Source organism: Methylomonas sp. LL1, from assembly GCF_015711015.1.
Classification (GTDB): Bacteria; Pseudomonadota; Gammaproteobacteria; order Methylococcales; family Methylomonadaceae; genus Methylomonas.
Genome location: NZ_CP064653.1, coordinates 1,404,673 through 1,427,733, shown reverse-complemented (window position 1 = coordinate 1,427,733; position 23,061 = coordinate 1,404,673). Strand labels below are relative to the sequence as shown.

The following is a 23,061-nucleotide window of genomic DNA, read 5'->3' as shown; positions in this document are numbered from 1 at the left end:
ATGACTACTGTAGCCATTGGCCAAGCCGTTCCGGATTTTCAACTACCGGCGACCGGCGATAAACATCTGTCACTTGCCGACTTTAAGGGCAGGAAACTGGTTTTGTATTTTTATCCCAAGGACAACACACCGGGTTGCACTCAAGAAGGACAAGCCTTTCGTGATCATATCTCGCAATTTGACGATTTGAATGCGACGGTTTTGGGTGTTTCGCGCGATAGCGTGAAGATGCACGAGGGCTTTAAGTACAAGCAGGCGTTTCCGTTCGATTTGTTGTCGGATCAAGACGAACAATTGTGCCAGTTGTTCGATGTGATCAAGATGAAAAACATGTACGGCAAGCAGGTGCGTGGCATTGAACGCAGCACGTTTTTAATCGATGAAAACGGCGTGCTGGTTCACGAATGGCGCAAGGTAAAAGTCAAAACCCACGTCGAAGAGGTTTTAGATGTTTTGCGGAAAGATTAAACCGACTTGAATTTCTTGCAGCCGCCATGGGTGCATAAGGCATTTCCGTCGGTATTTGAACCGGCCTCGGTTTTGCCGGCGGCTTTGATGACACCATCCAGATAAAACCAGCGTTGGCCGGTTTTTACAAAGCGGCTGATTTCGTGCATGAAATATTCAATCCCGTCCTGGTTGTAAAACGCTTTAAATTCCACGATCCCTTTGCTGTTGGTAACGCCGCCTTTTTTGCAATTGATGATTTGCAACGAGTGCCATAGGGCGGTTTCCTCGGAAAAGTCTAGGCTAGCCGGACGTTTGCCCGCATTCCAGCTGGCCAGCAGATAAGCGGCGTCTCGCCGCGCATAGGCGGTAAAACGCGAGCGCATCAATGCTTCCGCCGTATCTGGAAGTCGTTTACCGCTGTGATATAGTCCGCAGCAATCCGGATAGGCAAGGCCGGAACCGCACAAGCAAGCCTGTATTTCGTCAGTCGTCGTAGTCATAGAGGCTGATTTTACCGAAAGACTGCCGTTCCAGGCTAATCAATCCACCACTTACTGTTTCATAACCCATCTGGGGGAACCGTGCGACTTTCGTTAAATATTCAAATCTTTGTTGGTAGCATAGCGGGTTTAGCGCTAGGGCTGTTGTTCGCGCGGATGGGGATCGAAGCCGGCGGCGTGAAGCAAGGCCTGTATCTCTGCGGTCTAATCGGCACGTTGTTCATCGACTTGTTGAAAATGGTCTTGGTGCCGCTGGTGTTTACCTCTATTGTGGTCGGCGTCGCCAATTTGCGCCAACATAGTCAATTGCATCGGGTATGGCTATCAACCCTGGGGTTTTTTATATTGTCGATGGGCTTGGCGATTTTATTAGCCTTGCTGGCCGGTAATTGGTTTCACCCCGGTCAAGGCCTGAACCTGGATTTGTTCCAGGGCGCCAATCAGAATATTGCCGCCAAACAGATGAGTTTTGCCGAGTTCATTGCCGGTTTTTTGCATGGGTTGTTCGTCAATCCGTTCGCGGCCCTGGCCCAAGGCAATGTGTTGGCGATTGTGATGTTTGCCTTGTTGCTAGGGATTGCGTTGGTGGTGGGAGGGGAACGTTACCGCAATGTTTTGCGGTTAATGCAGGAAGGTTTGGAACTGATGTTGAGCATGGTGGGCTGGATTATGCGGCTGGCGCCGTTCGGTATCTTGGCGCTGCTGGCTCAATTGCTGGCCACCCAAAACATGGCGGTGTTGGCGAGTCTGGCCCAATTTGTGGCGGTGGTGTTGGGTACCACGTTGCTGCATGGTTTTGTGATATTACCATTGTTGTTATTTCTGGTTACCAGAATGTCGCCCTCAAGATTTTTTCGTGGCGCGCGCGAGGCCTTGATCACCGCTTTTGCCACTAGCTCCAGTTCGGCTACCTTGCCGGTAACCTTACGGTGCGCGGAGCAGCATTTACATGTCAAACCCAGTATTGCCGGTTTCGTGATTCCATTGGGCTCCGTGGCCAACATGGATGGCACGGCGTTGTATGAAGCGGCGGCGGCTATGTTCGTGGCGAATCTAGTGGGTATCGAGCTCGATCTGGCTCAGCAGATGATTGTGTTTTTTACCACCATGTTGGCCGCGATCGGGGCGCCCGGTATCCCTAGTGCCGGCATGGTGACGATGGTGATGGTGTTGCAGTCGGTCGGATTGCCGGCCGAAGCCATAGCCATTCTGCTGCCGATCGATCGTTTGTTGGATACGTTTCGGACCATGGTCAATGTCGAGGGCGATATGGTCGGTAGTCTAGTGGTGCAGAGACTGGTTAAAACCTCCGGCTGAGATGGGGGCTAGGCAATTTTCATCCCTATTGCCTAGCCCGTGTTTGGATTTTAGGCGTTCAAAGCTTTGATGGTATCCAGTACCGCTTGGGCATGGCCTTCATGATTGACCCCATACATGGCTTCGACCAACATGCCGTCTTTGTCGATGATGAAGGTGGAACGGACAATTTTCCATTTTTTGACCCCGTCTTTTTCCACTTCTTGCCAAACTCCGTAGCTGTCGCACAGTTCCCCGGAAGTGTCGGCCAACAGTTGTACATTCAGACCGTATTTGCTGATAAATGCCCGATGGCTTTCGCAATCGTCCTTGCTAACGCCGATGATGACGGTATCGAGCGCATCAAATTCCTCGGCAAGGCCGGTAAAGTCGTTGGCTTCAATGGTGCAACCTGGGGTGTCGTCCTTGGGATAAAAGTACAGGACTACATTTTTTTCGCCCTTGTAATCGGACAAATACAGTAGTTTGTTATCTTGATTAACGGCTCTGAAAAACGGCGCTTCCTGGTTTTTTTCTAATAATTGTGACATGAGCTTCTCCTCTTGATAGGACATAAAACAGCCGGCGATGGCCAATGATAGTCAAACCGGCGGCATGGACGGTATATGGTTTAGAGCAAGCGGTTTTTTCGACAGGCTGGGCAAGACGAATCAAACCGGGCGATGCCGACTAGCGTCAGGATAATCCGGGTTGAAGATCAATACCAGCAAAGGATGTTTAGCATGGTAAATGACGCGATGCAAATTTACACAAACGAGCCGCATGTTCTGATTGGGTAAAGAGGACCTAGAACAGGGCGCATGAGGGGTGAAAACGTCCGGAACCAAACTATCCGGAGTTGGTTGAAGGATAGCGGATCAAATGGTGGCAGATTGGATTGTTGAGGCTCGTTAAAAGGCTTCGCCCCTTTCGGGGCGAAGATTAACGCAGGGAAGCGATACGGATTATGGGTTGGGGCCGTTGTGGCAACTGAAACAGCTGACTTGATAGCCCGCCGGCCAGTTTTTAATACCGAATTCACCGGCATCAATGGTTTTAGCAACCTTGATTGCGCTTAACGGTGTGCCGGCGCTGGTCGTGCCGTGACAATAAGAGCAACTTGGAGTTGTGGCCGTGCCGTTTTTGTTGGCATTTTCATGCTGTTTAACCCAGCTATCTCCCGTGCTATGCATGCCGTGAGGTCCGCCATTTACCGTGGACGGTACCGTCGTATGACAGGCGGTACATTCGGCCACGGGGCCGGCATGGCCTTGTATGGCAATACTTTGCAGGTTTTCATCCTGATGGCTGGATGGATATTCCGCATGAGTTGCGCCGTGACAAGCTTCGCACTGCAAGCCGCCATGGCCTTTACTGAATCGATATAAATTCAGCCCCGGAACGGGCGTATCGGCATTGGTGGCAAACGTGTGATCGGTTGGCACAATCTCAACACCTTGAGCATTGACGCCGGATAGTGCCCGTTTACCGGGGGCCGCGCTGTTATGGCATGACTCGCAAGTCGGTTCGTTGAACCAACCCTGGCGGGCAGGATTGCCCACGGCTTTCATATCGCCGTGGCAACTTTGACAGCTCATTGATGAATCTCCTTGAGCGTCGACTGCCTTGCCCATTGCACCGCGTAGGCACTGAGTGACCGATCCTGGGTGACATTGATAGCACGAAGACCGATTGGCAATGTCATTGAGCTTGGTGTTCGTGGTCGGGTCGATCACATCGGCATGTTTTTGATGAAGTGCTTGGGTAAACGCCGGGATGCCAGCCATGCCGCCCATGACCGTGGTTTTGTTTTCCTTGTCAAAATAGGCATTGCTGGCATGGCAGGCGACGCAAAGCACGGGTTTGTTGTTGTCGGCCGAGGCCAACAATCCGTTTGGATAACCGGCCTTGGTAAGCGCTGATGTAAATACACTGTTGGAAGCCTGTTTTTGATCGTGAAGTAAAAGAATATTGCGTTTCCAATCCTTCTCCGGATCGTTGTCGAATAGCCAATTTGGCGATGGTTTTGCCGCCGTTTGAGCTGGATTGGTTGAATCGGTCGAGGCATGGCAACCTTTACAGGTCATTTCATCGCTGACCGGCAGTACCGTGGTGGTGCTTGCCAGAACCTTACCCGTGACCGCGTCTTTAGCTACGACTTTAACGGTAGGATAAAAATTCTTTTTGCCGGCATCATCAAACGGTGTAATCGGTATCCCTTCGGCTTCGAACCAGTTATAGGCCGCGTTATAAGTCATCGGCGCCGGAGTCAGTGTAGGGGTTTTATTGCCGGGAGCGGGCGAACCGGAAGCCAGACCGTCCAGATTCAAACCCACATCAGGTGCGGGGTTGAGACCAACCAAATCCTGAACCCAGGTCCAGAAATTGGTTTTATCGGCGCTGCTCGTGTTGATAGAACCGGAACTGTCCGCGACGGCTTCGTAGGTTAGCAATACGTTGCTAGTCACCAATTTTCCGCTCTTATCTTTCAATTGGGCATGCAATGTGTTGTAAGGCGGCAAGATGGCAAACACGGAAAAATCCAGGCCATCCATGCAATGCATGCCCAGATCGTTCCAGGCTAACAGGGTATAGTTACCAATCGCCGTAGTATTCAAGACAGTAACGGAAACCGTTTTCGAGGTACTGCTGTCTCGGATCACGACGGTTGTCGAGCCTGCTTTGACCCCGGTTATAACAGCGGTGCCATTGCCGTAACTGGCCGTGGCGATGGCTGAATCGGATGACTGGGCGCTTACCGTGCCGGACGGGTTGGTTACCGATACGTTGGTGTTATTGCCGACATTCAGAGACACAACCGAGGGTGACACCGTCAAGCCTGAGCTCGAGCTTGATGAAACCGTCACGCTAGCCGTTTTGGAGCTTCTACTATCTTTTATCGTGATAGTCGCGCTACCCGCTTTGATGCCTTTCACCTTGACGGTACCGCTTTCATAACTGACGGTAGCTACCGAAGTATTCGAAGATTTAGAACTTACTCGGCCCGATGGGTTCGACACGGTAATTTTTCCGGTCTCCCCGATCTTGAGCGCCAGCGATGTCGGCGAAATACTCATTGCCGATGCGGCTAAAACCTTAATCTCCGCTGTTTTAGAGGTTTTTTTATCCTTGACGCTAATGACTGCCGAACCTGATTTTAGGCTCTTTACGGTAAGGATACCGCCTGAATAACTGACGCTTGCAATCTCTTTATTGCTCGATTTGGCCGAGACCGAGCCGGATGTTTTCGAGACTGTGATTTGCGCGGTTTTTCCCGCGATGAGCTCGAGCGAAGACGGGCTCAGCTCGAGGGCGTAGACATTGCCGGCCGTAAACAGCCATAGGATAACCGCTAGCCATCTGGGTATTAAATTTATGCTCATAATGCGCCCTCGTAGTAAATGAACAGATCAGAAAATTCGTACTAACTTATAATGCGGGTGAACGGATTCCATCATAAAGCGGTTTTTTCGTATTTGACTTAAATCAACTATTTGACGATGAAATGAGTGGTTTAGCAGCTTTACCCATTGCTATATATAGCGCTACCTACTAGCCCTAATCTAATATCAAATACTGGAAATAGTTAAATACCCTACAATTATTAACTATTTAGGCGCATAAAAAATGAATTTAAGATTAAAAACGGTGCTATGGTTGAAAAAGAATTTTAGGGTGATAAATATTTGATAAATATCATTTATTATCAAATAGTTAATGTTATTTTGTGGTGGTTATAGATGGTTTCTCTATAACGCTAATTCTAAATCCACGGAATATTGCCGGTTTTGGTAAAAAGTGAATAACTTAAAGGTTATTTAGTTTCCAACCTATCCAGGCTGCCAATGAGGGGGGTGAAGGCTTGTTTTTTATGGTAGTTTAAAACTCTATCGTCTATTTCCAATCAAATACGTTGTCTTGGTTTTCTGAAGCCCGAGGCGAAAATATTGGCCGCCTCGGTTCATGGTAAGAGCATTAGCCGTGTTAAAGAAATGGACATATGGCTGTTGCAACAGTCGGTTCCAAAGTCTTAGATGATATGGTTTTATCAAGCGGCTAAACTATGTTCCTAGCCGGTGTCGCGAGCCGAGGTTTAAGCCGGCATTAGCCTGGCGGAAAAGAATCGACTGGGGCGGATAACTCTAAAAGGTCCAGCACATTCAATTTGATCGCCAGCCTTGTCAGTTCTATATCGCTGGCGACGCCGAGTTTACGCTTGATCAGATAATGGCAGTTGCCGACCGTTTTCGGGCTGATGTTGAGGATACGGGCGATGTCGTCGTTGCCGCATCCGTCGACCAGTAAACGCAGAATCTCGAATTCTCGCACCGTCAAGGTTTCCAGCGCGATGCGCTTGCCGCCGAGTTTTTCCAGCGCCAGGGCCTGGGCGATGTCTGCGCTCAACACGTGCCGGCCGGCATGGACTTCCTGTATCGCCCGCAGCAATTCCTCGGGCGGACTGCTTTTGGTCACGTAACCCAAGGCGCCAGCCCGCAGGGCCTGCCCGGCAAAGCCGGGATTTTGATGCATGCTGAACACCAGGATTTTGGCGTCGGCCTGGCGTTGTTTGATGCGGGCTATCAGTTCCAGCCCGCTGCTGCCGGGCAAGGAAATATCGGTAATCGTAAGGTCCGGCTGGCGTTCCTTAAACTGCTGATAAGCTTGAGAGCCGTCGCCAGCTTCGGCAATTACCTGCAAGCCGGGCTGTTTGGCCAGCAAGGCGCGGTAGCCTTCGCGGACGATGGCGTGATCGTCGACCAGTAAAATGCTGATCATGCGTTCGTCTCGGTCATGATCGCCATCGGCAGACGGGCTTCGACGATCAAGCCGTGGGGTTCGGCTATCTCCAATCTCAGTTGGCCGTGCAAGGCGGTGACGCGTTCGCGGATGCCCAACAAGCCTATGCCGGCGACATCGGCAAAGGGTTGTTGCCTGGCTACGCCATCGTCTTTTACGGTCAAAACCGCCGCCTCGTCAGCTATCGTCAGGCTGATGCCGACGCTGGAGGCTTTGGCATGTTTGGCGATGTTGGTCAGACATTCCTGGGCGATCCGAAACAAGGCCACGGCCAGCGCTTCCGGCAATGAATCGCAATCGCCGACTATATTCAAATGGTAGCGGGTCTTGCCGCCGTTACGTCCGTTCCAGCCGGCGACCAAACTGTTGAGGCTGGCCGCCAAGCCCAGTTCGTCGAATTCCGCCGGACGCAAACGGCCGAGCAAGTCGCGCACGCCGTCCAGCATGTGCGCGGTGATGCGGCCGATATGATCGGCTTCGGCCATCAAGTCCGGGCATTGAAGGGTTGCCGTTTGCTTGATGGAAGAGGCGACGGCGTTGATGGCTGCCAGGCATTGGCCGAATTCGTCGTGCAACTCCCTGGCCAAATAGCGGCGCTCCTGTTCCTGAAGATCGATCAATTTCACCGCCAATTTTCGGCGTTCATTCAGCAATTGTTGCTGGCTGGCCGCCAGTTGGTTAATGGCCGAGGCGATGCGATGCCATTCATCCAATTCAAACGGCGGCAGGCGAAAATCCAGATGCCCCGATTCCAGGTCTTCCAAGCCGGCGACTATGGTTTGTGCCGGCCTCAAGGCGCGGCTGATACTGAGATATACCAGCAGGCAGATCGCCAAAACAGTGACGGTTGATAACGCCATTAGGCTAAGCGTCTTGTTCCATGCATCGGTAATCTCCAACTCGGCGCTGGGTGTCACCGTCAGCGAGCCATGGACGCGATCCTTCGAGGCTATGGGCCGCACCGCTTGCAATCCGGGATTGAAAATCCACCGATAAACGTTTTCAAAACTCGCCGGCCAATCGGCGTCCGATGGTTTGGTGCCCTGGCAAAGACTGCGCGAATTGCCATCATCGGCGGGCGCGTAAACCACGCAAACGCCAGGCTGGCCGCCGGATTGTTTCCAAAACTCGAAATTCGGAAACGGGTTGCTTAGGCCCATGCCGGCGTCGATCAACAATAGCTGCGACTCCAGCTGTTTGCCTATGGCCTCGGCCATTTGCCGGGTGTTTCGTTCGGCTTGTTTGTGGCTTTGAAACAGTGAATAGCCGGCGATCACCGCCAGGCACAGCAAGGCAAGCACCGCGATACGGGACAGTAAATGCAGTTGTAAATTCATGGCCCGCCTGTGTGGATGAAGCAAAGATTCAAAGCATTTTATGAGTCGATCACCCGATCACCAAGCCAAGCGGTCACGGCGGGCAAATTGCCCGAATTCGCCGGGCAAAATTCGGCTTACGACAAACCCGGCATTGCATAAGCTGTCGTTGCCCGACCGATAAAAATCACATTCACACATTCAATGACGAGGATACAACCATGACCAATCACTTTTTCGATGACACCCACATTCAATGGCAAACCCTGGCCGGTTTCGATCACCTACAATATTCGATCCTGGATATTGATGAAAACAATCAAATCGTCGACGTGCTGTTCAAGTTTGCCGCCCAACAACAAATCGTCTTGCACCGGCACAAGTCCCTGAACAAGACCTTCGTGATTCAGGGCGAACATAGGCTATATCACGCCGACGGCAGCCTCAAGGAAATCCGGCCGGTCGGCAAATATACCTCCAGCCAGCCCAGCGACGAGCCGCATCGGGAAGGTGGTGGCGATGTGGATGTCGTCGTGTTTTTCAGCATCCGCGGTGGCGACGGCGTGTTCTACCAGATTCTGGACGACGATTTGAACGTGGTCGGCGAACTCGGCATGCGGGATTTTATCGACTTGTACAAAAAACAAATGGGGAAAACCTCATGAACAAACTGACCAAAATTACCCTGGTGTTGTCGCTGATCCTACTGTCCGGAAACGGCCGTGCCGCGCAGCGCATCGCCATCGTCAGTTTCGAACTCAGTGATATGAGTTCGCTGCCCAATACGCCGGCCGAACTGCAACGCACCGCATCGATGGCGCCTTTATTACACAAGGCCTTAAGGCGGGCTGGCGATTATGAAATCGTGTTTATCGATGCCGACGCTCAAAAATTGGCCAATGCCGGGTTTGGGTATTTGTTTCGCTTTCATGATCTGGCGGCTCAATTAGGCCAACGAGTCGGGGCCGACTGGATCATTGTCAGTCAGCACAGCAAGCCCAGTTTCTTGGTTTCATACCTAGTGACGCATTTGATCCGGGTAAAAAACCAAACGCTTGCCGCGCACTATGATATCGAGTTAAAGGGCAATCATGAAAAAGTCACCTATCGCAGTATCAATAGGCTTGCCGAAAAAGTTCACGAATCGATTGAGCGGGCCGGGCAACGGTGAGCGAAAACGCCGAGGATTTTGAGCTGCCGCCGCCGTAATCACGCCACTCGCCGGTAGGTTGAGGAGCAAGCCATGGGTGGCCGCATACTCGAGCCGCATTTCGAGTTGATATTGATGTTGGAGGGGGATTTACTGGAACCGGATTCCCGATCGATTGTTCGCTTGGAATAACGGGGAATCGGCATGCGGTCGGCAAAGAGCCGCCGGCTAGAAAAAGAAAAGGGCTTGCATCGCTGCAAGCCCTTTAATATTCATGGTGCCCAGGGACAGAATCGAACTGTCGACACGAGGATTTTCAGTCCTCTGCTCTACCGACTGAGCTACCTGGGCCCGTCAAGAGCCGTGCATTAAACAGGGTTATCAGGCTTAAGTCAAGCATAAAAAAGCAGTGCGTGGTTTTCGGCTGGACAGTGCAGAGTGTTTATGCAATTCTCTGGCGGTAAATACAGGGCGTTTATCCGGAGTTTTGGGTTTCCGCGGCCGATCAATTTCATGTCATATTTCGTTTATGCAAGCTTTTACTGATGTTCGCGGTCTCATTATCGACATGGATGGCGTGCTGTGGCATGGAGATCGAGCCCAGCCGGGACTGATTGAGTTGTTCCAGATTTTGCGCTATTTGCGCTTGCCCTTTGTGTTAGCCACGAATAATGCCAGCCTGACGGCCGAACAATATGTCTTCAAACTGGCGGACATGGGCGTTGAAATTGATTTAACGGAAATTTTAACCTCGGGCATGGCCACGGCCCTGTTTTTGGCCGAGCGCTATCCAGCGAGGGACACCCGGGTATTCGTAATCGGGGGGGCGGGTGCGTCAAGGCCCTTGTTGGATCAAGGCTTTACGCTGACCGGGCTGGACGACATCGAACCCGATCGGCGCGCTCATCTGGTGGTATGCGGCCTGGACAAACAATTGAGCTGGGACAAGCTATGTACCGCGGCGTTGAATATACAAGCGGGCGCGGATTTTTTCGGTACCAACGGTGACGTCAGTTTGCCGACCGAACGCGGATTTTTGCCCGGTAACGGGGCGACGCTAGCGGCGCTGCGGGCGGCCACCGGTGTCACCCCTGTCACCATAGGCAAGCCCGAACCCATCATTTACCAGCAAGCCCTGAGGCTTTTGGGCGTAGATCCCGCTTATGTGATCGCGATTGGCGATAGACTGGATACCGATATTCTGGGGGCGGTGCGCGCCGGGATACGCAGTTTGATGGTATTGACCGGTATTTCCTGTGAGAGTGATATTGCCAAGCTTGATTATGCGCCCAACTGGGTGATGCGGGATATTCGTGAACTCACTCAAGTTTTGCTCAAACAACATAAGGAGTCGCAATGAAAAAATTTATCGATAGCCCGGCCACATTGTTGGATACCAGTCTGCAAGGCTTTGCCAAGGCCCATGCCGATATCGTGCAACTGAATACCCAACCAAATTATATTTTTCGCTCGGTTCGAAAATCCGGCAAGGTGGCGTTGATCTCGGGTGGCGGATCAGGCCATGAACCCTTGCACAGCGGTTTTGTCGGTGTCGGGATGTTGGATGCGGCCTGTCCCGGACAAATCTTTACATCGCCGACACCCGACCAAATGCTGGCCGCCGCCCAGGCGGTGGATGGCGGAGCAGGGGTGTTGTTCATCGTCAAAAATTATGCCGGCGATGTGATGAACTTCGAAATGGCGGCGGAAATGCTGGATATGCCCAATGCGACGGTATTGGTGAACGACGATGTGTCGTTGCCGAAAACGCATAGCATCGGCCGGCGAGGGGTGGCCGGTACCGCTATCGTCGAAAAAATCGTCGGTGCGGCGGCCGAAGAGGGTTACGATCTGGCGGCCTGCCAGGTGCTGGGCCAGAAAGTGGCGAAGGCGACCGCCTCAATGGGTGTGGCCTTGAGCAGTTGCACGGTGCCGGCGCTGGGTCATCCGACTTTTGCCATTGCCGAGGATGAGATCGAGATGGGCGTAGGCATACATGGCGAACGTGGACGGGAAACCGGCAAACTGGTGTCCGCGACCGAGATTGTCGAACAACTGGCTGGGCATATTGAGGACGATCTAAATCCCCAGGCTGGTCAGCAGGTGCTATTGCATGTCAATGGTTTCGGCGCAACGCCGTTGGTGGAGTTGCATTTGATTTATGAACTGGCCTGGCAATTTTGGAGCCGACGTGGATTATCGATACAGCGTTCGCTGGTCGGTAATTTCACTACCTCGCTGGATATGGCGGGCTGTTCGTTGACACTGACCTTGCTGGACGAGGAAATGTTGCGATTGTGGGATGCGCCGGTCAATACCGCCGCATTGCGCTGGGGCTGCTGAATCGGCGGCTGATGTAACCGAGACCGATGGAGGCGCTGGTTTCGGCACCGCTCAGCCAACTTCTGTCATTAACTTACTTTTCGTAGGCGTCGGCTGAGCCGAGCCGAAGTCAAGAATAAAATGAAGCTTGGAATGGAAATCCATGGTTAACTTGGCGCTATTTCAGGACTTCGGCAATCGCGGCAATCATTAATTGCGCGGTCTTGGCACCAGCATCGATGTGGCCCTTGCTGCGTTCGCCCAAAAACGAGGCCCGACCTTTTGTGGCCAGCATCTCTCGAGTCGACTCGACACCGGCCTCGGCTACTTGGCAAATGTGATCGAGTATGTCAGTCAGTGGCTTGCCTTCGGTTACATCCTGTTTCAACGCGTTGGCAACCGGCACCAATACATCCAGCATGGTTTTCTCGCCCACATCCGCTTTGCCGCGCTGTTTTACGGCCTCTATTCCCAATTGAAATGCTTCGGCAAAGGTTGCGAGGTCGGCGGGTTTGTCTTTGCTGTTTTTGTTCAGGCTGATAAATAAGGTGGCGTAAAGGGAGCCGGAAGCGCCGCCAATTGCCGCCATCACAGTCATGCCTATTTTCTGCCAGGCCGCCGTCCAGTCCAAGCCGGCAATTTCTGCGCTGTGGCTTTGTAGAGCCTCGATACCTCGCTGCAAATTAAAGACATGGTCGCCATCGCCAATGGCTTGATCCAGTTCGGTAATGGCGTCGGCATGTTCGTTGATCGAGGTTGCGATGGCGTGAATCAATTCCGGAAATTTTGCAGGTGTAATAGACATGATACCTCCAGCTGGCGCTAATTAAGCCCCAGAGCATAGCGTCTGTATAAGTTCGTGTCCAGATTACGCTTAGAGCTAGGTGTTTTCGGCGCTGCTTGGTCAACGGTGAATCGCTCTTTTTATTAATCCTGGCAATAAGGCTAGCAATGTTTGTTGGCCGCAAACGGGAGATAAGTTCACGCCAGTCTGTGCCGACACCTGCGGCAACATGTCGCACCATGGGGTTCTCATTCCTAGTAAATACGGCGTTTCGTTTGAGGCAAATAAGATAAAATCGTCGTTGGAGCAACGTTATCCCGGATAGCATCCAAATAACCCAAAGCAAATGGAATCAAGATGTACATGAAAAGAAAAAAAACTATTCTTAAAAATCTAGGCATTGCTGTTTTGAGCGCAGGATTGGTGGCTTGCAACGGTGCCGATGAGCGTAAAGCAAAATACATGGAGGAAGGGAAGCAGCTTTTTCAGGCAGGCGATTATGAAAAAGCCCAACTGGCTTTCAAGAATGTGCTGCAAATTGACCCTAAAAACTGGGAAGGCCGGTTTCAAATGGCCGAAACTTTGAGCAAGCAGGGCAAAATCGAGAATGCTTTCAAGGAATACAATACTATCGTCGCCAATGATGAACATCATGTGATGGCAAGGGTTAGAGTAGGGCAGTTATTATTATTGAATCGTGCGGTGGATGACGCCGAAAAAATGGCCACTGAAGCCTTGGCCAAGGAAGCCGACAACGTCGAAGCACTGGTGCTGATGGCCGGCGTACATATGGCAAAAAACAATAGCGACGCGGCGATCGCGAGTGTTGAAAAAGCCTTGCAAAAAAGTCCCGATGATGTATCGGCGACCTTGATGATGGCGTCCATCAATGTCAAAAACAACAAGGTCGAAAAAGCGATTTCGCTTTTAAAACAATCGATTGAGAAAAAGTCAGACAGTATTCCGTTACGCACCATGTTGGTGGGTATTTACGCCAGAAACAAACAAAATGCCGAAGCCGAGGAGTTGCTGGCATCCATTATTCAACTACAACCCGAGGAAGTTCAGCATTATAAAAACCTGGCGCTGTATCAAGTCGGCACCAATCAGCTCGACAAGGCTGAAGCCACATTGCGCGATGCCATCCGGAAACTACCCGATAATGAAGCGGCCGAGTCCAATTTAATTGACTTTTTAGTGGAAAAACGCAGTCTGGAAGTAGCGATTGCCGAATTGCTGCCCATCGTTGAGCAAAAGCCGGAGGCTTACGCATTGAAGTTTAAATTGGCTTCCTTGCAATTGGCCAATAAACAAGCCGATAAAGCCGAAGGGACGCTGAAACAAATCGTCGAACAAGATAAATTAGGCCCCAACGGAATTTCCGCCCGCAACAAGTTGTCTGCTTTCTATGCCGCCAATAGACGCGGCGACGAAGCCAGGGCCTTGATCAAGGACGTTTTGGAGGCCAATCCGCGCGATGCCGAGGCTCTGACCCTGCGCGGTCAATTTGCCTTGGCGGAAAACAAAATTCCGGAGGCGATTGGCGACTTTCGTTCGGTACTGGTCGATCAGCCCAATAATGTCAACGTCCTGAAACTGTTGGCCGCGACTCATCTTCGCAATAACGAGCCGGAGTTGGCCCGCGAAAACATGGAGAAAGTCATCGCCGCAGCTCCCGCGGATGAAACCGCACGCCTGGATTTGGCCGGCTTGCAACTCAAGGCTGGTCATGAAGACCAAGCCAGACAGCAGATTGCCGAGCTGTTAAAAGCCAATCCGAAGAGCCAAAAAGGCCTCGAAACTTTATTCAGGCTGGAAGTGGCGAAAAAACAATGGGACAAGGCGCAGGATGTAGCCAAACAAGTGCAGCAGGCTTTTCCGGATGATGCGGCCGGATTTTACATGTCGGCCCTGGGTTATCAGGCCGAAGGCAAGCTGGATGCCGCGATCGATGCATTTAAACAGGCCCTGCTGAAAAAACCGGATGCCATAGAGCCTTTGACCGAATTGGTCAAGACCTATATGGCGCAAAAGCAGGAGGCCAAAGCCATCGCAGAACTGCAACAGGTGATCAAACGCCATCCCGATCACTTTATTGCCTATAACTTGTTGGGTGGCATACATCTAAGCCAGAAGAATTTTGCCGAGGCCCAAAAAGCCTTTAATAAATCGTTGGAAATTAAGCCGGATTGGTTCAGTCCTTACCGTAATCTGGCATTGGCCGAGCTGGTGCAAAAAAACAAGGCTGAAGCCGTCAAGATATATACCCAGGGTATTGAAAAAACCAAGGGCGCGATGGAATTGGTCGAGGATCTGGCCCGGCTGCATCACAGCGCCGGTGAGCATGACAAGGTGTTGGCCTTGTATGAAGATTCTTATAAACGCTATCCGAATTCGGCCGTGGCGGTCAATAATTTGGCCAGTTATTTGTCCGATTACGCGGAAACTCCGGAAAATCTGGAACGCGCGGCCAAACTGGCGGAACCTTTGGTTAAATCGAAAAACCCCAGTTTTCTGGATACGGCGGGCTGGATTGCCTATAAGCAAGGTAAATTAGATTACGCCAAGGAAATACTGGCAAAGGCGCTGGAGGCGGATGCTGCTTCGCCTATCAACAATTATCATATCGGTATGCTGTATTTCAAACAGAACGATATGGCAAAGGCAGCCGAGCATCTGCAAAAAGCAGTGGATTCGAAGGCTAATTTTGATGGCTTGGATACTGCCAAGCAGACATTGGAAAAAGCCAAGCAAGGTGGTTGATTGATCTTGAGCTTGCTATTGGGCTTTCCTCCTTTGAAGCAACGCAATTGAGGGAGGCCTATCTTGGCGAGGATTCGAAGGTGTCCTGAATTTTGTGTAAACGGGTTTAATTAACGGTTTGGCATCCGGTCGTCGAACTGAATGCTAAACCGATTTAAAGCCGCTTTCCAGTTATGCAATGGCATGGTCCATTTTTTACTGATATTCATCAGCGCCAGATAAAACAGTTTCGATAATGCCTCGTCATTGGGGAAAGAGCCACGATTTTTGGTGATTTTCCTCAGGCTCATATTGACCGACTCAATGGCATTGGTGGTGTAGATGATTCGGCGTATTTCCGGCGGATAGTCGAAAAACGGGATGACCCGACTCCAGTTACGCCGCCATATCTGGGCAATCGAAGGATAATCGCCATTCCATTGTGCCTCGAACTCAGCCAATTGCTGCTCGGCTTCTGCAACGGTAGCCGATTGATAAATCCGCTTGAGGTCATCGGCAATCCGTTTGCGCATTTTCCAATTGACATAGTTCAGGCTGTTACGCACCAGATGGACGATGCAAAGCTGAACGGCGGTTTGCGGATAAACGGTTTCGATGGCTTCGGGAAACCCTTTCAGCCCATCGACACAGGCGATAAAAATGTCCTGCACGCCGCGATTTTTCAGTTCGGTGACCACCTGTAACCAGAACTTAGCCCCTTCGGTTTGGGCGATCCATAACCCCAGAACTTTCTTCTCGCCATTCAGATTGATACCAATCGCCAGATAGACGGCTTTGACCCGCACAGCGCCGGTATCGCGCACTTTGACGTGTATGCAGTCGAGATAGACAATGGGATAAACCGGTTCCAGCGGGCGCGATTGCCAGGTTTTAACTTCATCGGCTACCGCATCGGTGACCGAGGAAATCAACGAAGGCGAAACCTCGGTGCCATACAGCTCTTCCAGATGACTCTGAATTTCTCGGACCGTCATTCCACGCGCATACAGCGAAATGATCTTGTCGTCGAAGCCAGTCCAGCGCGTTTGATGTTTGGCGACGATTTGCGGCTCGAAGCTGCCATGACGGTCACGCGGAATCTCAATCGGTAATTCGCCGAAGTCGCCTTTCAGGTTTTTTCGGCTTTTGCCATTACGGGCATTGCCACTCGGATTGGTGATGGGGTCATGCTTGGCGTGGCCCAGATGTTCGGTCAGTTCGGCTTCCAACGCACGTTCCACCAGCGCCTTGGATAATTGCTTCAACAGACCGTTTTCACCAATCAGGTCTTCGGGTTTTTGATAACCCGATAGCAAGGTATCGAGCAATTCGGTTGGGATGGATTTTAATACGGTCATTTTTGCTCCTTTAAGGATCGGCAGTTTCCTGCCTAATGGCCGTTTACACAAAAATTCTTACACCCTCTGGGATTCTATGTTGTGGTACTGAAATGGTTATCTTTAGCCCGACTTGATGCTCGAATTCGAACCCTAGTCATTTATGCAGCGACACCAATTCCCCTCATAGCAAAGATCTCGATGTCAGCACTCAACATACTAAGTTTTGTTTTTGAGTCATTGTGAGCTTGTTTCGGGATTTTTGACTTAGCCAATTTGAGGTTTGGATTATCAAGTCTATTTCATACAGATAGCTTTGAGATAACTTCAACGCCGCAATTGGGTGGTTAATAGGTTTGATTTTGTGGAATTTACTTAACATTTCGGCCACCCCTAAAGTTAGGTTAATAAAGGTGATTCTGCTTGATCCTTCGACGCTTTATAGGTTACGCCGCCAATGGAAAAAATCCGGGATGCATTCGACATATTTGATGTTGTTACATGAGTCGTCCAATGGACGGAGCTTAGGATAACAATACTTCGGCCCCGCTCAGTCAATGGCGGTTTGTTCGCGTTAAATTTATTCCCTTAATGTTTTCAGTTCCTCCGGCGTTCAAGAAAGGCATGAAGTGCCAAGGCCAACACGATCAGCCCGGTCCCTATCGCAATTTTCAGAGTCAGCGGCTCTTGATTGACACTGTAGCCCAGAATCAGCGAGAACACCGGCGTGATCAGTGTAATCATGGCTACCGTGGTGGCCGGTAGGTAAGCGAGTACATAATAGTACAGCGTAAAACCGATTGGAGTGGCGATCAAGCCCAGGTAAAGGATAGCCAGTTGGGTTTGTTCGGAAATAACCTTTGGCAAGACGCCGTGATCGAGCCAGAACCAGGTGGCGAAATATGCCGGCAACGCCAAAAGCATGCCGCCGCTGATTTGAGTCAGGGCTGGTAATTGGGCGTTGATTTGCTTTACCCAGACCGAGCTGACGGCGTATAGAAAGGTGGCAATCAACAGTGCAATCATGCCTAGCAGGGCTTGTTGATTGATTTCCAAGGCCGAGTCGAACATTACCAGCAGGCCGCCTATTCCCAGGGTGTACGAAAACAGTTTCCCTATGCTCAAACTGCGCTCATTCAAAAACGCCGCCGCCAGAAACGCCGTCATGAACGGGGTCAAGCCAAAAATTACCGACACCCAGCCGGAAGGGATAAATTGCGCGCCCCAATAGGTAATCAGCATGCTCAGATACAACTGCAATGCCACCGCCAAATATGTGCGGAGCGCGGCGCCATGCAAACGCAAGGGTTGTCTGGCTATCAGCATCAAAAGCAGCAAACAGACAGCGCCTATGCTCATGCGGGCGGTGACCCCGAATACATAGCTAACGTCCGCCGCGCTCCATTTAATCGCCAACGGGGTGGTGGACCAGATTACCACCACCCCCAGATAGGCTAAAAAGATACGCACGGGTTATTGCTGAATGCGTTGCGTCAGTAAATCATCCACAACCGTAGGATCGGCCAGTGTCGAGGTGTCGCCGAGATTGCCGATGTCGTTGGCGGCGATTTTACGAAGGATACGGCGCATGATTTTGCCGGAGCGGGTTTTCGGCAGGCCCGGGGCCCATTGGATAAAATCCGGCAGGGCAATTGCGCTGATCTCTTCCTTCACTAGTTCCTTCAGCTGTGCTTTTAGAATGTCACTGGGTGAAACGCCTGCGTTCAACGTTACATAAGCGTAAATGCCTTGGCCCTTGATTGGATGCGGATAACCCACAACCGCGGCTTCCGCCACATCGTGATGTAATACTAGCGCGCTTTCGATTTCGGCGGTACCCAGCCGATGACCCGAAACATTGATCACGTCATCGACGCGTCCGGTGATCCAGTAGTATCCATCATTGTCTCGGTGGGCGCCGTCGCCGGCAAAATAATAACCCGGAAATTTTTTAAAATAAGTTTCGATGAAGCGCTCATGATCGCCATACACCGTGCGGGCTTGACCAGGCCAGGAATGGGTTAGCACCAAGTTGCCTTCAGTCTCGCCTTCCAGCAAATGGCCGTCGTTATCGACAATCGCCGGTTTTACGCCGAAGAACGGCAATGTGGCCGAGCCCGGTTTCAGTGCGGTGGCGCCCGGCAAGGGGGTAATCATGATGCCGCCGGTTTCGGTTTGCCACCAGGTATCGACAACCGGGCAGCGCGAGTCGCCGACCACTTGGTAATACCATTCCCAGGCTTCTGGGTTGATCGGCTCGCCGACGCTGCCCAGGATGCGCAGACTGCCGCGATCGGTGCGGGTAACAAAGTCGTCGCCTTGCGCCATCAACGCCCTGATTGCGGTAGGCGCGGTGTAGAAGATGTTGACCTTATGTTTGTCGACTACCCGCCAAAAGCGGTCGGCCGCCGGATAAGTCGGCACGCCTTCGAACATCAAGGTAGTGGCGCCGTTGCATAACGGCCCGTATAACACATAGGAATGGCCGGTAATCCAACCGATGTCGGCGGTGCACCAGTAAATATCGCCATCCTGATAATCGAACACATATTTATGCGTCATCGCCGCATATAGCAGATAACCTCCCGTGGTATGCAGTAAACCCTTGGGTTTGCCGGTCGATCCCGACGTGTAAAGGATGAATAACGGGTCTTCGGCATCCATCATGACCGGCGGACAATCAGTCTCGGCCTGTTGCATGGAGGTGTGGTAACAGACGTCGCGCCCTTCGTGCCAGGGTACATCATGGCCGGTATGTTTGATCACGATGACGGTTTTCAGGTTGGGGCACTGGGCCGCCGCTTTATCGGCATTGATTTTGGCCGGGACGATTTTGCCGCCGCGATAACTTTCATCGGCGCAGATCAGGTAGCGGCAATCGGCGTCCAAAATCCGGTCGCGCAAGGCATCGGCGGAAAACCCGCCGAACACGATCGAATGCACCGCGCCAATCCGGGTGCAGGCCAGAATCACCACCGCCGCTTCGCTGATCATCGGCAGGTAAATACAAACTCGGTCGCCTTTTTGCACACCTTGTGTTTTCAATACATTGGCGAATTTACAGACTTGCTCGTGCAATTGGCGATAGGTCAATCTACTGTCACGCGACGGATCGTCTCCTTCCCAGATGATTGCCACTTGATCGCCGCGCGCGTCCAAATGCCGATCCAGGCAGTTGACACTGACATTCAGCTTGCCGCCCATGAACCAATGGATGTCCCCCTTGGGAAAATCGCATTGCATCACCTTATGCCAAGGTTGCTCCCACTTCAGAAATCGCTCGGCTTGATCCGCCCAGAAGCCTTCCGGGTCGCTTTCAGATTGTTGATATAGGGTTTGATAAGTGTCGGCACTAATGTGCGCCCGATGGGCGATTTCGGGTTTGACAGGATAGATGTGATGTTCCGACATGGTAAGTCCTTAGGTCTGTGTCCAGCTTATGGGGCGGTAAATTAGTGAATTGGTGGCTGAATTGCACGAATTTTTTTCAAGGCTAGCGGTTTCCAGTGTGCAATGGCCCATTGCAATTGTAGTTCGGCGGGAGCATTGGCTAACTCAGCTGGGGGATTTTGCCGTAATAGCCGCAGCAATAAAAACATGGTCGATTCGGGGTGGCTGTCGTCCGCCGGCGCGGCCAGGGTCTGCTTGCTGAGTTTGTTGCCTTGTTGATCCACGATCAGCGGCAAGTGTGTGTACCGTGGCATGGGATAGCCCAATAATTGTTGTAAATACAATTGTTTGGCTGTTGAGTCGAGCAAGTCGGCGCCGCGCACCACGTGGTTGATCCGTTGATTGTAGTCGTCGATGACCACGGCAAACTGATAGGCGATGATCCGGTCCTTGCGACGCACAATAAAATCGCCATGTTCGCGGATAAGGTTTTGGCTGATAAATCCCTGTAGGGCATCGTCAAATTCGATTTGCCGATCTTGAGTTTTTAGCCTCAACGCGCTTGATTCGTCATCCACAAAGCCGGCTTCGCGGCAATAGCCGGGGTAAATAGGGGTGTTTGCCAAGGTTTTACGGCTGCAACGACAGGCATAAAGCCATTGTTGATGCTGTAATGTAGCCAAAATCTGTTGATAGTGTTCCAGATGCTGGATTTGGAAATACACATTGCCATCCCAATGCAGCCCAAAACGCTCAAGACAGCGCAGTATGGCATCACTGGCGCCGTCCGCATTGCGAGGGGTGTCCAGGTCATCAATGCGTAGCAGCCACAGGCCGTTATGCCGACGGGCGTCCAGATAACTGGCCAGCGCGGTGTATAGGGAGCCAAGATGAAGCGGGCCGGTGGGCGAGGGCGCAAACCGGCCGATATAGAGCGGGTTAGTTTCCGACAGGAGTTAACCCATTTGTCTTTCCCGGATTTCATCCAGGGTTTTGCAATCGATGCATAAGGTGGCGGTGGGGCGGGCTTCCAAGCGGCGAATGCCGATTTCGACGCCGCAGGTTTCGCAATAACCATAATCGCCGGCTTCGATATTTTTGATCGACTCCTCGATTTTCTTGATTAATTTGCGTTCACGGTCGCGCGTGCGCAACTCCAGACTGAACTCCGACTCCTGAGTGGCTCTGTCATTCGGATCGGGAAAGTTGGCGGCATCATCTTGCATATGGTGCACAGTACGATCCACTTCCTCCATCAACTCTGATTTCCACTTATTCAGGATATTGGTGAAGTGCTCTAACTGGGCCTCGTTCATGTATTCTTCACCTTCCTTTTCTTCATAGGGTTTGAAGGTAAATTCTGACGTGGAACTATTCATCCATTGACTCCTGACGGTCTTTTAAAAAAATCGGGGCTTTTTATCAGAATGATCAAGCGCAAGCAAGAAGTTTGTTATCATGCCCGCGCATTAGTTCACCACAAACAGAGTATGAAACAGCAAGTCGCAGACAGAATGCAAGGTATATCCGCTTTTTATGTCATGGAGTTATTGCAGCGCGCCAAACAATTGGAGCGGGAAGGGCGCGATATTATTCACATGGAAATCGGCGAACCGGATTTTCCGACTCCGCAAGGCGTGATCGAGGCCGGCCGGGCTTTATTAAAAACCGGTGAGGTCAAATATACCGCCGCGGCAGGCTTGCCAGAATTACGCGCCTGCATAGCCGAACACTATCAACAGCAGTATGGTGTAAAACTGGACCCCAAACGGGTATTTATTACGCCGGGGGCTTCGGGTGCTTTTTTGCTGGCATTCGGCATCAGTCTGAATCCGGGCGAACAAGTGATGATGTCTGACCCATGCTATCCGTGCAACGATAACTTCGTGCGCTTGTTCAATGGTCAAACCCAGTTTGTGAATGTCGATGCTACTACCGGCTACCAGCTGACCGCTGAATTGATTGCACAAAACTGGCATGCGGCTAGCAAAGGGGTACTGATTGCGTCGCCGTCTAATCCTACCGGTACCTTGCTGGGGCGAGAGGATTTTAAAGCCGCCATCGACCGGGTTCACAACCTGGGTGGTTGCTTTTACTCCGATGAAATTTATCATGGCCTGATTTACGATCAACCGGCTGTCAGTGCATTGGCTTTTAGCAATGACGCTTTTGTCATCAACAGTTTTTCCAAATTCTTCGGCATGACCGGTTGGCGGGTCGGTTGGCTGGTAGTGCCGGACGAGTTTGTCGAAGCCGCGGAAAAGCTGGCGCAAAATATTTTTATTTCGACCCCGACCCATTCGCAATATGCGGCGTTGGCCTCGTTTACGCCGGAAAACCAAGCTGAACTGGAAAGACGCAGGCTGGAATTCAAAGTTCGGCGTGATTTCTTGTACGAAAATCTGCTGAAGTTGGGTTTTAAAATTGCCTGCAAGCCCGAAGGCGCGTTTTACATTTATGCCGATTGCGGCGCGTTTACCAACGACAGTTTTCAATTCGCTAAGGATTTATTGGAGAAGGAAGGCGTGGCGGTGACGCCGGGGCGGGATTTCGGTATTTATCAGGCGGATAAACATATCCGTTTTGCATATACCGCATCTATCGATAGAATGGCCGCCGCTTTAAAACGTTTGGAACGATTCCTATGCCAATAACACAATGCACCGCTCTACAATTGCAACAACGCCTGGAAAATGGCGACAGCGTATTGCTGCTGGATGTTAGAGAACCCAACGAATTTGCCTTTGCTCATATTCAAGGCAGCTTACACATCCCGTTACGGCAACTGCCGGAACGCAGTCAGGAACTGGATAGTGCTCAAGATATCGTGGTGATTTGCCACCATGGCATGCGCAGCCAGCAAGCCTGTCTGTTTTTAGAGCAATACGGTTTTGATCGGCTTTATAATCTTAAAGGCGGTATAGACGCCTGGTCGGTAACTTGCGATCCCTCTGTTCCACGCTATTAAAATAATAAC

20 protein-coding genes and 1 tRNA gene are annotated in these 23,061 nt (G+C 51.4%); 9 read left to right on the top strand and 12 right to left on the bottom strand.

Translation table 11 applies throughout. The annotated features are described in order from the left end of the window. Positions 1-468, top strand: coding sequence for a thioredoxin-dependent thiol peroxidase (gene bcp / locus IVG45_RS06915; protein WP_196437123.1), 468 nt, complete (start codon positions 1-3; stop codon positions 466-468). On the opposite strand, the gene IVG45_RS06910 is transcribed toward bcp, so the two are convergent. Beyond that, positions 465-950, bottom strand: a complete 486-nt coding sequence (locus IVG45_RS06910; RefSeq protein WP_196437122.1) for a YchJ family protein — start codon at positions 948-950, stop codon at positions 465-467. The genes bcp and IVG45_RS06910 overlap by 4 nt on opposite strands. An 81-nt stretch (positions 951-1,031) precedes the next feature. Between IVG45_RS06910 and IVG45_RS06905 the strand changes: the two genes are divergently transcribed. After that, positions 1,032-2,267, top strand: coding sequence for a dicarboxylate/amino acid:cation symporter (locus IVG45_RS06905; protein ID WP_230874785.1), 1,236 nt, complete (start codon positions 1,032-1,034; stop codon positions 2,265-2,267). Positions 2,268-2,317: 50 nt separating this feature from the next. Here IVG45_RS06905 and IVG45_RS06900 read toward each other — a convergent pair whose 3' ends face one another. The 4 genes from IVG45_RS06900 to IVG45_RS06885 all read right to left on the bottom strand — a co-directional run bounded on the left by IVG45_RS06900 (position 2,318) and on the right by IVG45_RS06885 (position 8,380). Then, on the bottom strand, positions 2,318-2,797 hold the full coding sequence (locus IVG45_RS06900; RefSeq protein WP_196437121.1) for a peroxiredoxin: 480 nt from the start codon (positions 2,795-2,797) through the stop codon (positions 2,318-2,320). Positions 2,798-3,211: 414 nt separating this feature from the next. Further along, entirely contained in the window at positions 3,212-5,629 is a 2,418-nt protein-coding gene (locus IVG45_RS06895; RefSeq protein WP_230874784.1) for a multiheme c-type cytochrome, read from the bottom strand. 721 nt (positions 5,630-6,350) lie between these two features. Continuing rightward, entirely contained in the window at positions 6,351-7,022 is a 672-nt protein-coding gene (locus IVG45_RS06890) for a response regulator (RefSeq protein WP_196437120.1), read from the bottom strand. Continuing rightward, positions 7,019-8,380: a sensor histidine kinase gene (locus IVG45_RS06885; RefSeq protein ID WP_196437119.1), complete on the bottom strand. Its 1,362-nt coding sequence runs from the start codon at positions 8,378-8,380 to the stop codon at positions 7,019-7,021. The genes IVG45_RS06890 and IVG45_RS06885 overlap by 4 nt, the downstream gene beginning before the upstream one ends. Positions 8,381-8,580: 200 nt before the next feature. On the opposite strand from IVG45_RS06885, the gene IVG45_RS06880 reads away from it, so the two are divergent. Beyond that, positions 8,581-9,024 carry a regulator gene (locus tag IVG45_RS06880; RefSeq protein ID WP_196437118.1) on the top strand — a complete coding sequence of 148 codons (444 nt, stop codon included), beginning with the start codon at positions 8,581-8,583 and terminating at the stop codon, positions 9,022-9,024. Beyond that, a complete protein-coding gene (locus tag IVG45_RS06875; RefSeq protein ID WP_196437117.1) occupies positions 9,021-9,530 on the top strand; it encodes a DUF2380 domain-containing protein in 510 nt (169 codons plus the stop codon). Before IVG45_RS06880 ends, IVG45_RS06875 begins: the two co-directional genes overlap by 4 nt. Positions 9,531-9,784: 254 nt before the next feature. Here IVG45_RS06875 and IVG45_RS06870 read toward each other — a convergent pair. Beyond that, positions 9,785-9,860: transfer RNA gene (locus IVG45_RS06870), tRNA-Phe, on the bottom strand. 178 nt (positions 9,861-10,038) lie between these two features. On the opposite strand from IVG45_RS06870, the gene IVG45_RS06865 reads away from it, so the two are divergent. Together IVG45_RS06865 and dhaK are read left to right on the top strand one after the other, a co-directional pair. Next, complete coding sequence (locus tag IVG45_RS06865) at positions 10,039-10,869, top strand: HAD-IIA family hydrolase (RefSeq protein WP_196437116.1); 831 nt, start codon at positions 10,039-10,041, stop codon at positions 10,867-10,869. Continuing rightward, the gene (gene dhaK / locus IVG45_RS06860; RefSeq protein ID WP_196437115.1) at positions 10,866-11,852 is read left to right on the top strand and encodes a dihydroxyacetone kinase subunit DhaK; all 987 of its coding nucleotides are present in this window, start codon (positions 10,866-10,868) and stop codon (positions 11,850-11,852) included. The genes IVG45_RS06865 and dhaK overlap by 4 nt, the downstream gene beginning before the upstream one ends. Positions 11,853-12,009: 157 nt before the next feature. Here dhaK and dhaL read toward each other — a convergent pair whose 3' ends face one another. Beyond that, positions 12,010-12,636: a dihydroxyacetone kinase subunit DhaL gene (gene dhaL / locus IVG45_RS06855; RefSeq protein ID WP_196437114.1), complete on the bottom strand. Its 627-nt coding sequence runs from the start codon at positions 12,634-12,636 to the stop codon at positions 12,010-12,012. Between the two features lie 342 nt (positions 12,637-12,978). On the opposite strand from dhaL, the gene IVG45_RS06850 reads away from it, so the two are divergent. Then, complete coding sequence (locus IVG45_RS06850; RefSeq protein ID WP_196437113.1) at positions 12,979-15,378, top strand: tetratricopeptide repeat protein; 2,400 nt, start codon at positions 12,979-12,981, stop codon at positions 15,376-15,378. A 110-nt stretch (positions 15,379-15,488) separates the two neighbouring features. On the opposite strand, the gene IVG45_RS06845 is transcribed toward IVG45_RS06850, so the two are convergent. The 5 genes from IVG45_RS06845 to dksA form a co-directional block, all read right to left on the bottom strand. After that, entirely contained in the window at positions 15,489-16,715 is a 1,227-nt protein-coding gene (locus tag IVG45_RS06845) for an IS256 family transposase (RefSeq protein WP_196437112.1), read from the bottom strand. Positions 16,716-17,291: 576 nt separating this feature from the next. After that, positions 17,292-18,164, bottom strand: coding sequence for a DMT family transporter (locus tag IVG45_RS06840; RefSeq protein ID WP_196437111.1), 873 nt, complete (start codon positions 18,162-18,164; stop codon positions 17,292-17,294). Positions 18,165-18,167: 3 nt separating this feature from the next. After that, positions 18,168-20,105 (bottom strand): acetate--CoA ligase, encoded by a 1,938-nt coding sequence (gene acs / locus IVG45_RS06835; RefSeq protein ID WP_196437110.1) that lies wholly within the window; start codon positions 20,103-20,105, stop codon positions 18,168-18,170. A gap of 41 nt (positions 20,106-20,146) precedes the next feature. Further along, entirely contained in the window at positions 20,147-21,013 is an 867-nt protein-coding gene (gluQRS, locus tag IVG45_RS06830) for a tRNA glutamyl-Q(34) synthetase GluQRS (RefSeq protein WP_330165402.1), read from the bottom strand. Positions 21,014-21,040: 27 nt separating this feature from the next. Continuing rightward, positions 21,041-21,463, bottom strand: coding sequence for an RNA polymerase-binding protein DksA (gene dksA, locus IVG45_RS06825; RefSeq protein WP_196437109.1), 423 nt, complete (start codon positions 21,461-21,463; stop codon positions 21,041-21,043). Positions 21,464-21,574: 111 nt separating this feature from the next. On the opposite strand from dksA, the gene IVG45_RS06820 reads away from it, so the two are divergent. Together IVG45_RS06820 and IVG45_RS06815 are read left to right on the top strand one after the other, a co-directional pair. Then, positions 21,575-22,738, top strand: coding sequence for a pyridoxal phosphate-dependent aminotransferase (locus IVG45_RS06820; protein WP_196437108.1), 1,164 nt, complete (start codon positions 21,575-21,577; stop codon positions 22,736-22,738). Then, positions 22,729-23,052 carry a rhodanese-like domain-containing protein gene (locus tag IVG45_RS06815; RefSeq protein WP_196437107.1) on the top strand — a complete coding sequence of 108 codons (324 nt, stop codon included), beginning with the start codon at positions 22,729-22,731 and terminating at the stop codon, positions 23,050-23,052. The genes IVG45_RS06820 and IVG45_RS06815 overlap by 10 nt, the downstream gene beginning before the upstream one ends. Positions 23,053-23,061: the final 9 nt, after the last annotated feature.